Annotated in this window: 17 protein-coding genes; 10 read left to right on the forward strand and 7 right to left on the reverse strand. The window is 35.1% G+C overall.

The genetic code is table 11. The features are described 5' to 3' along the window. Positions 1-14: 14 nt before the first annotated feature. The 6 genes from WFH39_RS08210 (at position 15) to WFH39_RS08235 (ending at position 5,299) form a co-directional block, all read left to right on the forward strand. Positions 15-593 carry a hypothetical protein gene (locus tag WFH39_RS08210; protein WP_336689525.1) on the forward strand — a complete coding sequence of 193 codons (579 nt, stop codon included), beginning with the start codon at positions 15-17 and terminating at the stop codon, positions 591-593. A 630-nt stretch (positions 594-1,223) separates the two neighbouring features. After that, complete coding sequence (locus WFH39_RS08215; protein WP_214589309.1) at positions 1,224-2,387, forward strand: iron-containing alcohol dehydrogenase; 1,164 nt, start codon at positions 1,224-1,226, stop codon at positions 2,385-2,387. Positions 2,388-2,581: 194 nt separating this feature from the next. Next, complete coding sequence (locus WFH39_RS08220; RefSeq protein ID WP_214589308.1) at positions 2,582-3,043, forward strand: lipocalin family protein; 462 nt, start codon at positions 2,582-2,584, stop codon at positions 3,041-3,043. Between the two features lie 77 nt (positions 3,044-3,120). Then, complete coding sequence (locus WFH39_RS08225; protein WP_336689526.1) at positions 3,121-3,774, forward strand: GDSL-type esterase/lipase family protein; 654 nt, start codon at positions 3,121-3,123, stop codon at positions 3,772-3,774. 17 nt (positions 3,775-3,791) lie between these two features. Continuing rightward, positions 3,792-4,757: a tetratricopeptide repeat protein gene (locus WFH39_RS08230; RefSeq protein ID WP_336689527.1), complete on the forward strand. Its 966-nt coding sequence runs from the start codon at positions 3,792-3,794 to the stop codon at positions 4,755-4,757. Positions 4,758-4,864: 107 nt separating this feature from the next. After that, a complete protein-coding gene (locus WFH39_RS08235) occupies positions 4,865-5,299 on the forward strand; it encodes a lipocalin family protein (protein WP_336689528.1) in 435 nt (144 codons plus the stop codon). Positions 5,300-5,332: 33 nt separating this feature from the next. Here the strand turns inward: WFH39_RS08235 and WFH39_RS08240 are convergent, their stop codons facing one another. Then, on the reverse strand, positions 5,333-6,685 hold the full coding sequence (locus WFH39_RS08240; RefSeq protein ID WP_336689529.1) for a DEAD/DEAH box helicase: 1,353 nt from the start codon (positions 6,683-6,685) through the stop codon (positions 5,333-5,335). Between the two features lie 33 nt (positions 6,686-6,718). Then, positions 6,719-7,060 carry a winged helix-turn-helix transcriptional regulator gene (locus WFH39_RS08245; RefSeq protein WP_214589304.1) on the reverse strand — a complete coding sequence of 114 codons (342 nt, stop codon included), beginning with the start codon at positions 7,058-7,060 and terminating at the stop codon, positions 6,719-6,721. A 114-nt stretch (positions 7,061-7,174) separates the two neighbouring features. On the opposite strand from WFH39_RS08245, the gene WFH39_RS08250 reads away from it, so the two are divergent. Together WFH39_RS08250 and WFH39_RS08255 are read left to right on the forward strand one after the other, a co-directional pair. Then, positions 7,175-7,768, forward strand: coding sequence for an isochorismatase family protein (locus tag WFH39_RS08250; RefSeq protein ID WP_336689530.1), 594 nt, complete (start codon positions 7,175-7,177; stop codon positions 7,766-7,768). Between the two features lie 59 nt (positions 7,769-7,827). Then, entirely contained in the window at positions 7,828-8,574 is a 747-nt protein-coding gene (locus tag WFH39_RS08255) for a pirin family protein (RefSeq protein WP_336689531.1), read from the forward strand. A 41-nt stretch (positions 8,575-8,615) separates the two neighbouring features. Here the strand turns inward: WFH39_RS08255 and WFH39_RS08260 are convergent, their stop codons facing one another. The 3 genes from WFH39_RS08260 to WFH39_RS08270 are packed head-to-tail and all read right to left on the reverse strand — an operon-like array spanning position 8,616 to position 10,449. After that, positions 8,616-9,230, reverse strand: a complete 615-nt coding sequence (locus tag WFH39_RS08260; RefSeq protein WP_336689532.1) for an NADPH-dependent F420 reductase — start codon at positions 9,228-9,230, stop codon at positions 8,616-8,618. A 4-nt stretch (positions 9,231-9,234) separates the two neighbouring features. Beyond that, positions 9,235-9,651, reverse strand: a complete 417-nt coding sequence (locus WFH39_RS08265; protein WP_442891699.1) for an OsmC family protein — start codon at positions 9,649-9,651, stop codon at positions 9,235-9,237. Positions 9,652-9,684: 33 nt separating this feature from the next. Next, positions 9,685-10,449: a type 1 glutamine amidotransferase domain-containing protein gene (locus WFH39_RS08270; protein WP_336689533.1), complete on the reverse strand. Its 765-nt coding sequence runs from the start codon at positions 10,447-10,449 to the stop codon at positions 9,685-9,687. 112 nt (positions 10,450-10,561) lie between these two features. Here WFH39_RS08270 and WFH39_RS08275 point away from each other — a divergent pair, with 112 nt between their 5' ends. Next, the gene (locus tag WFH39_RS08275; RefSeq protein WP_336689534.1) at positions 10,562-10,909 is read left to right on the forward strand and encodes a winged helix-turn-helix transcriptional regulator; all 348 of its coding nucleotides are present in this window, start codon (positions 10,562-10,564) and stop codon (positions 10,907-10,909) included. A 17-nt stretch (positions 10,910-10,926) separates the two neighbouring features. Here the strand turns inward: WFH39_RS08275 and WFH39_RS08280 are convergent, their stop codons facing one another. Then, positions 10,927-12,291: a flavin monoamine oxidase family protein gene (locus WFH39_RS08280; protein ID WP_336689535.1), complete on the reverse strand. Its 1,365-nt coding sequence runs from the start codon at positions 12,289-12,291 to the stop codon at positions 10,927-10,929. A gap of 102 nt (positions 12,292-12,393) precedes the next feature. Next, positions 12,394-13,137, reverse strand: coding sequence for a S24 family peptidase (locus tag WFH39_RS08285; protein WP_336689536.1), 744 nt, complete (start codon positions 13,135-13,137; stop codon positions 12,394-12,396). A gap of 59 nt (positions 13,138-13,196) precedes the next feature. Here WFH39_RS08285 and WFH39_RS08290 point away from each other — a divergent pair, with 59 nt between their 5' ends. Next, positions 13,197-13,376, forward strand: a complete 180-nt coding sequence (locus WFH39_RS08290; protein ID WP_273077618.1) for a hypothetical protein — start codon at positions 13,197-13,199, stop codon at positions 13,374-13,376. Positions 13,377-13,405: the final 29 nt, after the last annotated feature.

The raw sequence follows: 13,405 nt of genomic DNA on the forward strand, positions 1-13,405 counted from the left end.
GCAAAAACAAAAGAATGAAAGTATTATTTCCGGTTTTACTGCTTTGCTCAGGTTGGATATTCAGCCAGAAAACCGTTCCTGCAGACTTCAAAAAAATTCCGGAAATCCTTGATAATACAGAACTGCTCTACCCTTTTATCGTTCCGGATAAGAAATACGAATACTGGAGTGTTCTCAGAAACAATCCCGATCCTGATAAAGCCATTATTTACGAAAGTCAGATGCCGGATTTGATGACGTTGAATGATCCTGCTCCCGAAAAAGGATTTTTTCAAAAATGTCTCGGAGAAGATTGTTTTTCCTACGTTTTAGCCTGTGAAAAAAGCCGTTCGAAATACTTTTCAAACGAACAGCAGCTAAGAGATTTTATCGGATTTGTAGACAATCTTCCGGAAGCTATTTTAATTGCGAATACTTTCGGATATTCGGTTGACAGTTCCAATCAGCTAGGAAGTTCATATAAAATTGAAGATCAGTACATTTCGCTGTATCTTTCAAAATCTAAAAACAATTCTGAAACTAAGGAATCTTTTTTCATTAAAATCAATAGAAAAACGGGAAAACTGGAGATGAAAAATAATGGAGCTTATTAAAGTTTTTTTGTTTTTTTGTCATTCTGAATGAAATTTCGCGAAGCATTATTCAATGATTAATCTATTGAAAATGAAATCTTTAAATATTAAATACACATACTTTTTAACCACAAAAGTCACAAAAGATTTTTATACTTAATTAAAGTTAACAATCATAATAGAAAAAGCACACAATAGCTTTTAAAAATCTCTGATTTTTATTCTTTTGAGACCTTTTATTATTCTGAAATTTGGCTTTATCATCATCTTTTGTGACTTTTGTGGTTAAATTCCTCTATCATTCTGAATGGAATTTTGCGAAGCAATATGCAATGAAGAATCCCTTAGTCTGAAGTAATTTTAGATTTTTCGACTCCACTTCGTTTCGCTCAAAATGACAGTGTTGTAGATTGAATGAAAGAGTTTTTTAAACACATCAATAACATAAGATTTTAAAACAATTTCTAAGCTTTATATCAGAACACATTAGTCTATGAAAATCTTTGATTTTCTTCTTATGTGATCTTTTAAATGATTATTCAACAAAATTCAATAGTTTTAATAAAAGAGAATCATTAAAATTTTAAAACTTTATTAACTTAGTTTTTGTGTGGTATTGCGTAATTTTGATTTAAAATAAATTTAAGAACAATGCTTAATTTCGAACTAAAAAATCCAACCAAAATACTTTTCGGAAAAGGTGAAATTGCTAAAATTTCAAAAGAAATTCCCGCAGATGCCAAAATTTTAATGATTTACGGAGGCGGAAGCATCAAAAACAACGGTGTTTACGATCAGGTAAAAGAAGCTTTAAAAGATCATGAAGTGCATGAATTCGGCGGAGTTCCAGCCAATCCGGAATATGAAGTGTTGATTAATGCTTTGAGCTTTATCAAAGAAAATAATATTACTTTTCTCTTGGCTGTCGGAGGCGGATCTGTAATCGACGGAACGAAGTTTCTTTCCGCTGCTGCAAATTACGATGGAGAACCGTGGGAAATCCTTACGAAACCTGTAAGAACTTTTGAAGGGGAAGGAATGCCTTTCGGAACTGTTCTTACGCTTCCTGCTACCGGCTCTGAGATGAATTCGGGGTACGTGATTTCCAGAAGAGAAACCAACGAAAAATTGTCTTCGGGAGGTCCGGGATTATTTCCTCAGTTCTCGGTTCTGGATCCTGAAGTGGTGAGATCAATTCCGCAAAGACAGATCGTTAACGGTTTAACGGATGCTTATACTCACGTTCTGGAACAATATATGACGGCTCCTTCTTCTGCGGATCTTCAGGAAAGAATTGCAGAAAGTATTCTGATCAGTATACAGGAAACCGCTCCGAAAGTTCTGGCGGAGGAATTTGATTATGACGCAGCCGGAAATTTCATGTGGTGCTGTACAATGGCTCTGAACGGACTGATACAGAAGGGAGTAATCACAGACTGGGCGGTTCACGCGATGGGACATGAACTGACGGCTTATTTCGGGATCGATCACGCAAGAACTTTAGCCATTATTGCGCCATCGCATTATCGTTATAATTTTGAAACCAAAAAAGGTAAACTGGCTCAGTACGCAGAAAGAGTCTGGGGAATTAAAGACGGAACACTGGAAGAAAAGGCAGAACTGGGAATCAAAAAGCTGGAAGAATTCTTCCACAGCCTTCATATTGATACGAAACTTTCTGATTATACAGAAGATTATAAAGGTACTGCTGAAAGAGTGGAAAAAACTTTTACAGAGAGAAACTGGCTTGGTTTGGGAGAATACAGAAAACTGACACCTCAAGATGCTTCTAAAATTGTGGAAATGAGCTATTAAAAGCCGAAAGTTTCAGATCCGAAGAGGGAAGTTTATTGCTATGCTGTAAAAAATAAAACAGACAGGAATAAACTTTAACCTTACAATTTTTGTTCCAATTTGCTTTTTCTGTAATCAATCGTTTAAAAAACCTTAATTTCATTAGAGATATTTCAAATTTATTTATATTTTAGCATATTCTTAAATTTGTAAAAATGAAAAAACAATTACTTTTATTTGCCTTTTCAGCGTTAGCGCTTACTTCATGTAACGATGATGATATCCAAGGTTATGAAATGGATATGATGAAAGGTGATTGGAAGATCAGTAAAAAAGAAACGATATCAGGAAAAGACGATAAATTTGTAATCGGTACTTCAACGCCTACAGGATGTTCTGTGAATGACAAACTGGAGTTCAGAACAGATTATTATACCTCTTTTACAACGTATGGAGGAACTGGTACAAACTGTAATGTTGTGGCGAAAGTAGAAGGGAAATATGAGTACAATTCTGAAACAAAAGATTTAACGGTTACTTATACCAACACGAGCCCGGTGAAATACAGAATTGTAATTCTTACGAGCTCTGAGATGAGAATAAAGCAAATGTCCGGCAACATAGACCAAAACGGTGATACGATACCGGATGCGGAATATATTACCTACAAAAGATAAAAAAAGAAAACTCTCGAAAATTTCGGGAGTTTTTTCTTGAAAAGAAATTTTAATATTCAACTAAAATTATTAAAACAATGAAGAAGATTTTTTCGGCATTTCTGATGCTGACTTTTGCCCTGTTTTTTGCACAGGAAAAACCGATGTTCTGGCAGGACATTCAAAATTTTAAGAAACTGAATCTGGAAAATCCTCCGGCTAAAAATGCAATTCTTTTGGTAGGAAGTTCATCTTTTACCAAATGGACGGATGTCGCGAATTACTTTCCGGATAAAACCATTATCAACAGAGGTTTCGGAGGATCAAGGTTAACGGATCTTAATGATTATGCAGAGGATCTTTTGAATCCTTATCAGCCCAAACAGATCATCATTTACTGTGGTGAAAATGATTTTGCTGACAACGCCAAATTGAAAGCTGATGTTGTAGTGGAAAGATTTAAAACATTCTACAAAAAAATCCGCACAAAATTCCCGAAAATAGAAGTGGATTATATTTCCATTAAATATTCTCCGAGCCGCGAAAAACTTTGGCCACAAATGAAGGAAGCCAATAAAAAGATTGCCGATTTCATGAAAAAACAACCGAATTCAGCGTTTATTGACATCACAAAGGTAATGCAGGATGAAAACGGAAATGTAAGAAAAGACCTCTTTGTGGAAGATATGCTTCACATGACTCCGGAAGGCTACAGATTATGGACTTCTGTGATGAATCCTTATATGAAATAACTTTTTAACACTATACCATGATAAAAAAACAAATAACCATTTTAATTTCGATATTTTTTTGCATATCTATTTCTTCACAAGAAAAATCTACAAAACAAAAACTGATCGATGAACTCTCTGAAAACACTTGTAAATGTGTAGATTCAATAAGTCTTTTTGATAAAAAAAAGGATTCTATAATTAAAAATATTCATGAATGTATCGATAAAAATGCACTTGCACTGCAACTTGGAATTTTACTATCTGAAGTGGAGGAATCTTCAAAAAAGAATAAAAGTTCAGATACTAAAAAGAATATAACCCTAAATTTAGAAACTAATAAGGATTCTGAGAAATATAGAGAAAACTATAACTCCATTGAAAGAAGCCTGATGAAAAACTGTTCCAGTCTGAAAAAGGCTATGAACGTTGCAGAAAGTAAGTCTGAAAAACTATCAAAAAATGATAAAGCTTTAGAATTTTACAATATGGCAATTTCGGCGTCAAAAAAGGAGGATTGGAAAGAAACTATAAAAAATTATGAAAATGCTGTAAAAATTGATCCAGAATTTACTTATGCTTGGGATAATTTAGGCATTACCTACAGAAAAGTAGGCGATTATGACAAAGCTTTAGAAGCTTATAAAAAATCTTTGGAAGTTGATCCTAAAGGAAAAATGGCTTTACAAAATATCCCTATAGCTTATATTTATAAAAAGGAATATCAGAAAGCTATTGACGCTTATAAAGATCTGGATAAGATGTATCCAGGAGATCCAGAAGTATATTATGGAATGGGTAACATTTATTTTAGTGCTTTAAAAGAAAATGAAAAAGCTTTAGATTACATGGCAAAAGCTCTTAGAATTTATGACAATCAAAAATCTCCTTACAGAACAGATGCAGAAACTATGATAAGTTACATCTATAAAAAAATGCAGGAAGAGGGTAAAGTTGAAAAATTCAAAGAGATTTTAAATAAAAATAAGATCGAATTTAAGTAAAAAGAGAAACATCCTGAAACACATTATTATTGGTAGATTTTTTAATAATTTTTCGGTATAATAATTTTTTTTCCTTTTCTTTGCAGCCTTAAAAATTAGTTTAAACCATGAAAAAAATCTTATTTCTTGCTATTTCGGCAGGTTTTCTTTTCACAGCCTGCAAAAGTGATGATGACGATGCATATGCATCTGTTGTAGGAGTCTGGAAGCCTTCCAGAGAAATGGCAGTTTCCGGAAAAAACGGAAGTACTATTTATAATGATCCTTCTTCAAGCTGCTACAAAAAAAGTACGTTTGATTTTAAATCGAACAATACAATGGTAAGCAACATTTTTGATGATGGAATGAGCGGAAATTGTGAAAATTTGGGAACAGATACTTCTTCTTATTCTTATGACCCGCTGAATAAACAGATCGTTATAGACGGCGAATCCAGTGAAGTTCTGAAGCTTACCAATTATGAAATGCATATTGTTTCAGATTACAGTGATGAAGACGGAGACGGAATCGACGATAAAATAGTTCTTGTCCTGATCCGATAAAAAAGCAAACTCCCGAAAAATTCGGGAGTTTTTTTATTTCTTTCTTTTGGATTTAGAAATTGATTTCTGCTGCGCTCTGTTGGCTCCAAATTTTTTAGGTGCTTTTCTTTTAGAAGGTCCGCCCCAGTTTTCTTTGGTATTTTTCGCTTTCTTTTCATGAAAAGCTCCTCCTCCTTCATTCAGTTTAACCTTCACAGGATTTTTCATGATTACCGTTTCTTCCTCTGAAGCGATTTTTTTAGGATTTATTTTTACTTCTTGCGGGAAATCGATGTATTTCAGTTCTTTATCCATCAATAATTCAATGTCGAGAGCTAAAGTTTCTTCTTTTTTGGTAACAAAAGTTATGGCTTTACCATCTTTGTCCGCCCTACCCGTTCTACCGATTCTGTGAATATACTGTTCAGGAATATCCGGCGTTTCAAAATTGATAACATGGGTAATATCCGAAATATCAAGACCTCTTGCCATGACATCTGTCGTAATCAACCCTTTAATCTCCTCATTTTCAAAGCTTTTCATCGCTTTTAGTCTGTAATTCTGCGATTTATTGGAGTGAATCACATCAAACTGCTCAGGAAAAAGTTCATCAATTTTTGTGAATAAAAGATCTGCATTTCTTTTATTATTGGTGAAAATCAATACTTTGGACATATCGGTATCGGTTTTCAGTAAATACTCCAATAGATTGATCTTGGTGTTGAAATTCTCTACTTTGTAGGCAGTCTGCTCAATTTTTTCAAGCGGCGTTCCGGATTTTGCCAGTGAAATTTCGACAGGGCTTGCAAAGTACTCATCCAGCATTTCATCAACAGCTTCCGTCATGGTTGCAGAAAAAAGAATATTCTGTCTTTTTTCCTTCATCATTTCGAAAATATGTGCCAACTGTGGTCTGAAACCTAGGTTCAGCATTTCGTCAAACTCATCAATAATCAGCTTCTGAACTTCTTTTAAAGAAATGGCATTATCGATCGCCAAATCCATTACTCTTCCGGGAGTTCCCACCAGAATGTCGCATCCGTTATCAAATAACAATTTCTGGGTATTGATATTCTTTCCTCCGTAAATCCCGATTACTCTTGCAGTAGTATTTTCCGTCAGTTTTTCTACGATCTCTGCAACCTGTACCACCAATTCTCTCGTAGGAACAAGCACCAAAACCGTAGGATTCCCCGATTTATTGTATTTCCATGTTTTAAGAACAGGTAAAAGATACGCCAGAGTTTTTCCTGTTCCCGTCTGTGCGATTCCCATTACATCACGTCCGGAAAGTATAGGTTTTAAGCTCTTTTCCTGAATAGGAGTAGGTTCAAATAAATTAAGATCTGCTAAAACATCAAGAATTTTAACCGGAAGGTCAAAATCTGCAAAAGTGAGTTTTTCCATTTTGCAAAGATAGACAATTAATTTTTGAAGCCCTTATTTTGCATTCCTGCTTTCATTAATAATTTTCTCGCGGTGTTTTTTGCCCCAATCCTGAATATGAACCAATACGGGTTTTAATGTAAGACCGTATTCCGTCATTTCATATTCTACCGTCACCGGAACAGTTGCAATAGCCGTTCTGGTTATCAGCCCGTTTATTTCCAAGTCTTTTAGTTCAAGACTAAGCATTTTGGGCGTAATCTTTCCGATATCTCCCAATAAGTCTTTAAATCTCTTTTTTCCGCTGCATAAGCTATATAAAATGGGAAACTTCCATTTTCCGCCAATAACTTCCAGTGCATCCATTACCGGCTGAATTTCTATTTTCTCTTGCATTGCCTATTACTTAAATAACTATATTAAAGTATACTAATATACATTTTATACACTTATTGCAAAAGTATAGTAAGCATTTTAATTTTGCAATACATATTTAAAATAACAAAACAAATGAATACAACAAAATTCACATCAGACAACACAGCTTTATTGCTTATAGATCACCAAGTGGGAACAATGAAACTCATCAAAAATATTCCTCTGAAAGAAGTTGAAAAGAAAACACTGGCTTTGGCAAAAATGGCAAAAGTTCTGAATATTCCTGTTATATTTACAAGCAGTCAGGAATATGCCGCACAAGGACCTTTAATGCCCGCATTAGCAGAAATTCTTCCTGAGGCATTCGAAAAAAGAATAAAAAGAGAAGGAATTGTAAACTGTTGGGAGCATACAGACTTTCGGGATGCAGTCTTGGCAACTGGAAAGAAAAATTTAATTATGGCAGGAGTAACAACGGACGTCTGTCTTGTTTATCCGGCAATAAGTGCTGTTGAAGAAGGTTTTAATGTACAGGCTGTAATGGATGCATCCGGTTCTCCGTTTGATTTAAGTGAAAATCTAAGCCAGCAGAGAATGGCAAAAGCAGGAGTTGTTTTAACAGCTACTAATACGCTTATGGCAGAAATTGCTGAAGACTGGGCAAGACCCGAAGGTGGAGAATTATTAGGAATCTTGTTTTCTGATGTTTTACCATCTATGGCATAAATTAAAAATAAATGGTTCCTCAATTTAAGGATTCATTTATTTTTTTAAATAACTTTTTTATGTTCACAATAAATAAAGCTTCTGAAAGACAAAAAGCCGGACACGGGGATTTTCATATTAATATTGTAATTCCCGGAAGAAATACGGCTGATCATGATCTTGGATTTTATAATTTAGGCAGATTTGATGATGCTCATCTTAAACCGGGCGCATTTGTAGGGATGCATCCTCACAAAAATGACGAAATACTTACGCTGATGCGAAGTGGTACAACGCTGCACAAAGACAGTACGGGTAAGGAAATCGCAGTAACACCGGAGAATTTAATGCTGATGAATGCAGGAAGCGGTATTTATCACGAAGAAAGTATTCCTGCTGAGAGGTTTACAGAAGATGTACGGCTTTTACAGATTTTTATAAGACCTGAGAACGAAGACGATCCGCCTCATGTACAGTTTGCCAATGCCGGAAAATTAAGCAAGAATGAATGGCGGCTCGTAGCAGGCGTAAAAGGCAGTAATGCACCACTTGAAATCAAAAGCAATATTTTGGTGTATGATATGGAAGCGGAAAAAAACAACATCAGATTACCCGATTCATATTTTGAAAACTCTGTTTATTTTATTTATATTTTCGACGGGAAACTGAATGTAAATGAAACTTCCCTGCAGCAAGGCGACAGCGTCATTCTTGATAATAAGTCCCAAATTTTATCAGTAGATGAAACCTGCACAATGGTTTGCTTTGAAATTGATAAAAACTCAAAGTTCACAAGAAACGGAATGTATAGCGGAATGAAAAGATAAACAAAAAGGCTGAAATTTTAAACTTCAGCCCTTTTTATAAATTATCTTTTCAAAATCTTAAAAGCCATGTTTCTTCCGTAACCCTGCATAATGGCGAGATTGATCCACGAAAGTGCAAATTTTTCCAGCAGTTCTACTTTATCCGCTTTTCCAAAGTCTGTACAGGAAGCGAAACCACAATCCAAAGCAAGCCTTTTGGCAACTTCTTTTGCTTTTTCGCTGTCTCCCGCCATAAGCATATCGATTCCTTCACCATTGTATATCGGATCGAGCATATTTTCAAAACCTGTTGTGTTAAAACATTTTACGATTTCTGCATTGGTTTTATCTGCCAAAGCGTGATACACTGTTTTATAAGGTTCCGGAGACTTCATTACTGCATTGGTAGCATCAATAATTACTTTTCCCGAAACATCGCCTAACTGTTCAATCACTTCAAAAATCGCCGTTGGAGGTGTTGCGATAAGAATTACTTCACACTGCTTCACCGCATTTTCGATCACCGCAAAACGATCTTCCCCGATTTTTGTTGCAAAGGAAATATTTTTTTCACTCAAAGGAAATTGTGCGCCTATCAAAACGTTATGTCCCGATTTTATCCACTGTTGAGCCAAAGCTCCGCCTACATTTCCGGAGCCGATGATTGCTATATTCATACTTTTAGTTTAACGTGAAATTTACGGTAATTTTTGCATTCAGCAGTTTAGAAACCGGACAATTGGCTTCAGCATCTTTTACAAACTCCTCAAATTTCTCAGCTTCAATTCCGGAAACTTTTGCTGCCAAAGTAATGTTGGACTGAGTAATGCTTCCATCTTCCAGAACGACTTCACAATCAGTTTTTAATTCATCTGCCGAAAAACCCGCAGCCTGTAAATTAAAAGCCAGTTTCATACTGAAGCAACCGGCATGAGCTGCGGCAATCAGTTCTTCAGGATTCGTTCCGATTCCGTCTGCGAAACGGGAATTAAAACCATATTGGGTTTCGTTTAAAACTGTACTTTGTGTGGAAAGGTTTCCTTTTCCGTCTTTCCCGGTTCCGCTCCATACTGCGGTAGATTTTCTTTTGATCTGCATATATTTTATTTAATCAATATAAACTGTAATACATTATTTACTTAAAAGCTCTACAACTAATTCTGCAGCAGCCGCTCCCGAATTCTGCTGTTGCCCGGTGATTAAATTCCCGTCCTGAATAGCGTATGAACTAAACGGAGCCGCAACTTTAAATGTTGTTTCCTGTAATTTTCTAGCTTCTTCTTCAATTCTGTAAGGTTGAATTTTCATTCCGACCGCCTGATCTGCAAACTCTTCTTCTGCATCAGCAAAACCGGTCCAGGTTTTTCCTTTTACTAATAATTCACCATTTGATTTTTTAGCTTCCAATAATAAAGTTGTTGAATGGCAAACTGCTGCGCTTGGCTTTCCGCTTTCATAGAAACTCACAAATAATTGTTCCAAATCTTTATTTCCTCTGAATGTGTACATCGGTCCCTGTCCGCCAACCAAGAAAACAGCGTCATAGTTTTTTACATCAACTTCGGTTAGTTTTTTTGTATTTTCAAGCATCTCGTTAAAGTCAGTTTTCTGCATGTACCCTAAAGAAATTACATCATGAGCAGAATAACCGCTTTCATCCAAAGGGTTGGAATAGCCATCCATTTCCAGTTTTCCGCCTTCTGTTGAAACCAGTTCCACTTCGTAACCTGCTTCCTGAAAGACTCTTAAAGGATGAGTTAATTCTGCTGCCCAGAAACCGATTAGCCAATTGGTTTGTTTACTCACACTCGGCGAGCTTGCCACCATCAGAATTTTACCTTTTACGGGAGCTCCGTGAAAATGAACATAGCTATTTACTTCTTTTACTTTTTCCATTTTTTGTTTTTTTGATTTTAAAATCTCTAATTTTGATGAAACAAAGATAATTCTGAGTAGGAAAGAAAATCAATAATGGCTATCTTTGTAAGAAACACACAAAAATGTAAGTATGCCTGATTTTGTTTCGGATAAGCACCTTTTTCACAATCCTGTAGAATTTGCCATGAGCAAAATAGGCGGAACCTATAAAATGCCTATTCTCTGGCGTCTGAAAGATAAAGCATGGCGTTACTCGGAATTGGCTAACAGCATTCCTCATATTTCAGACAGGATGCTTTCTAAAAGTTTAAAAGAATTGCTGGAAGACGGCTTTATTTCCAAAGAAATATTTCCGGAAGTTCCTCCAAGAACTGAATACAATATTACTGAGCGCGGTAAAAAAGCTGTAGAAATTATTTCAATTTTAAGAAATTACGGATTTGAGCTGATGAAAGATTTCGGCATTGAAGAAAAATAATTTAACCGTTACTTCATTTAAAGCAATGCTATAATTTTATCAGCTTCCCGAATTCCGCTTAAGTAAGCGCCGTGAGCCGTTGAAAAATAATCTGCTTCCGTGTGCTCTCCGGCAAAAAAAAGCCTGTCGTTTACCTCTTCTGCCAAATCATCGAAATGAGACATTTCTGTACCGACTGCTGTATAGGAATAGGAACCGAAAAAATTTTCATTGTTCTGCCATTTGGTACGAAGCAAATTTACCGGATCCTGAATGCTGTTTCCGTAAATATCTTTCAGATGACTCATGATTTCTGAGATAACCTGAGAATCTGACATCGTCTCTGTTTGTCTTGCATAATCTGCGTAGGCAAAAGTCATTAAAGCATTTGCATTGGGACTGAATTTCTTTACATTCACAAAATAATTAAATTTATCTCTAATTTCCGGCGTGTAAGAAATATACTGTACATCATCCCAAAAAGCAGTGTTCCATGTTAAAAGAAATTTATTTACACAGTTCATTCCCACTTTTTGGATAGCGTTTTGCTTTGCAGCTGGAAGTGAGGGAAGAAATTCAATTTTATTGGCTTTTAAACCCCCCAACGAAACACTTACAATTACATAATCTGCCTCTGAAATACTTCCGTTATGAGTTATCTTTATTTTGGCATTGCTGTAATCTATTTTGCTAACTCTTTCATTGAGTCTGATATTCAATCCGAAAGATAAAAAACTGGCAATCGTATCATAACCATTGGTTGCTATTTTTTCTACTCCTCCAAATTCTTCTCCTTCATCATAAAGCACGGAAGAAACCTTATCCAGATCTCCCCTGTCGAAAGTGAAGTAGGTAGAAAGAAAAAATTTCCATAACCTGTCGTTAAATTTATTCGGATACAAATTCTGAAAAACGGTCTGAAAACTCTGCGCCGGATTTCCGCTGTTTTTTAAAGTGGAAAGAATATTGTAATATTCGGTTTCCGTATTATCAAATACGGTATTGCTCCGTAGGATTCCTCCAATATCATAAGATTTCCTGCTGTCATCAACCGTTTCAAAAGTCTGCATTCCTGCCTGCTGTGCAAGATTTGTTATCGGGTTACCATTAATTCCGTGAATCCAGCTTGCTCCCTCATCAAAAGGAATTCCCAGACTTCGGTTGGTCTTTAATCTTCCTCCAACTTTTTCCTGAGCTTCTAAAACTGTAACCTCAAAGCCTTTTTCTTTCAATCTTTTAGCTGCAGCAAGACCAGAAATTCCCGCTCCAATAACGATGACAGATTTTCCGTTAGGAGTTTCAGTTTCATCTTCCGAAGAACATGAGTTTGCCAACAAAGAAGGTGCTAAAAATATAAGGGGAAGACCTGCTAAAGTTTTCTTAATAAATTTTCTGCGTTGCATTTGTATTTTTTGAAAAACAAATATAATTTATTTTTCCATACGTTTAAAAATGCAATAAAAACTTTTAAAAACAAAAAAATTAAGTCCGACGGTTTATGAAAATCAGATTGGACGTCCGCAAAATGTTACTTTATGGATATATCGGATAGTAAATTTATCAATAGTAAATTCTTTATAGTTTGGAGAAATACATATCAGCAATGTACTATCATCAGGATGATGCATTAATCTTTTAATCATTCTCTGATCATAAGTAATAATTAAATAAATACAATCCGGATCGAGATTTTCCCATTTATCTATAAAATTGATTCCTATTATGTCTCCTGCTTTAATATAGGGCTCAAATGAAGCACCAACAATAGGAAAAAATGCATCGCAGTGAACTCCGGGCAAATTGATATATCCGGTAGGTGTTTCCGTTAATTCCAGCAGTTCATTAAGTTTTCCTGCGCTTACCGGCAAGCTGTAAAAAGGAATTCCGTTTTCAACAATCTTTATTTCATCATCAAATTTCAGCTTACTAAAAACTTTTTCATATTGCTTATCTCCGGAAATGTCTACCATTTCAGGCTGAAGCTTTTTATCATTTTTAAAATCACCAATTTCAAACGTTTTTTCGATTTCTTTATTTTTAAGCATTTTTCCCTGATCTAAAAAAAGCCATGACAGATCAACTTCCGGCGCATAAGCGATAAATTTCGCTATATTATCTTCGCTTATTCCACTTTCTTTATCCAAAACTCCTCTTGTAATACCACTTTCCTGATAAAATTTATATTTACTAATACCCTTATATTCAATATATTGTAAAATTTTATTTTTTATAGGCGAAATTTGATGCATATTTATTTTTTTATACGAAATAAATCGTTTATATTTGCTTTTTTAAATCAACCAAAAGTATGGAAATATTAATAACTAAGTTACAAGAAATTGCTGAAATTCTCGCCAATTGTCAAAAAACAGCAAAAGATTTCTATTCGAAATCAAATTATAAGATCGATTTATCTGATGAACAAAATTATTATCCTGAGATCCGAAAGGACGATTACATGTTCCCGAAATTTAAAATCACTTACTAATATTATCACAAATTAAAATCTATCAACCA

The sequence above is a fragment of the Chryseobacterium sp. MMO-72 genome (assembly GCF_037146035.1).
Classification (GTDB): Bacteria; Bacteroidota; Bacteroidia; order Flavobacteriales; family Weeksellaceae; genus Chryseobacterium; species Chryseobacterium indicum.

Bases quoted from the DNA above. Each gene is read 5' to 3' on its own strand.
- WFH39_RS08220 (WP_214589308.1), top strand. From the start codon at position 2,582: ATGAAAAAACAATTACTTTTATTTGCCTTTTCAGCGTTAGCGCTTACT.
- WFH39_RS08290 (WP_273077618.1), top strand. From the start codon at position 13,197: ATGGAAATATTAATAACTAAGTTACAAGAAATTGCTGAAATTCTCGCC.
- WFH39_RS08215 (WP_214589309.1), top strand. From the start codon at position 1,224: ATGCTTAATTTCGAACTAAAAAATCCAACCAAAATACTTTTCGGAAAA.
- WFH39_RS08260 (WP_336689532.1), bottom strand. From the start codon at position 9,230: ATGAATATAGCAATCATCGGCTCCGGAAATGTAGGCGGAGCTTTGGCT.
- WFH39_RS08285 (WP_336689536.1), bottom strand. From the start codon at position 13,137: ATGCATCAAATTTCGCCTATAAAAAATAAAATTTTACAATATATTGAA.
- WFH39_RS08275 (WP_336689534.1), top strand. From the start codon at position 10,562: ATGCCTGATTTTGTTTCGGATAAGCACCTTTTTCACAATCCTGTAGAA.
- WFH39_RS08240 (WP_336689529.1), bottom strand. From the start codon at position 6,685: ATGGAAAAACTCACTTTTGCAGATTTTGACCTTCCGGTTAAAATTCTT.
- WFH39_RS08230 (WP_336689527.1), top strand. From the start codon at position 3,792: ATGATAAAAAAACAAATAACCATTTTAATTTCGATATTTTTTTGCATA.
- WFH39_RS08265 (WP_442891699.1), bottom strand. From the start codon at position 9,651: ATGCAGATCAAAAGAAAATCTACCGCAGTATGGAGCGGAACCGGGAAA.
- WFH39_RS08225 (WP_336689526.1), top strand. From the start codon at position 3,121: ATGAAGAAGATTTTTTCGGCATTTCTGATGCTGACTTTTGCCCTGTTT.
- WFH39_RS08235 (WP_336689528.1), top strand. From the start codon at position 4,865: ATGAAAAAAATCTTATTTCTTGCTATTTCGGCAGGTTTTCTTTTCACA.
- WFH39_RS08245 (WP_214589304.1), bottom strand. From the start codon at position 7,060: ATGCAAGAGAAAATAGAAATTCAGCCGGTAATGGATGCACTGGAAGTT.
- WFH39_RS08255 (WP_336689531.1), top strand. From the start codon at position 7,828: ATGTTCACAATAAATAAAGCTTCTGAAAGACAAAAAGCCGGACACGGG.
- WFH39_RS08250 (WP_336689530.1), top strand. From the start codon at position 7,175: ATGAATACAACAAAATTCACATCAGACAACACAGCTTTATTGCTTATA.
- WFH39_RS08210 (WP_336689525.1), top strand. From the start codon at position 15: ATGAAAGTATTATTTCCGGTTTTACTGCTTTGCTCAGGTTGGATATTC.
- WFH39_RS08270 (WP_336689533.1), bottom strand. From the start codon at position 10,449: ATGGAAAAAGTAAAAGAAGTAAATAGCTATGTTCATTTTCACGGAGCT.
- WFH39_RS08280 (WP_336689535.1), bottom strand. From the start codon at position 12,291: ATGCAACGCAGAAAATTTATTAAGAAAACTTTAGCAGGTCTTCCCCTT.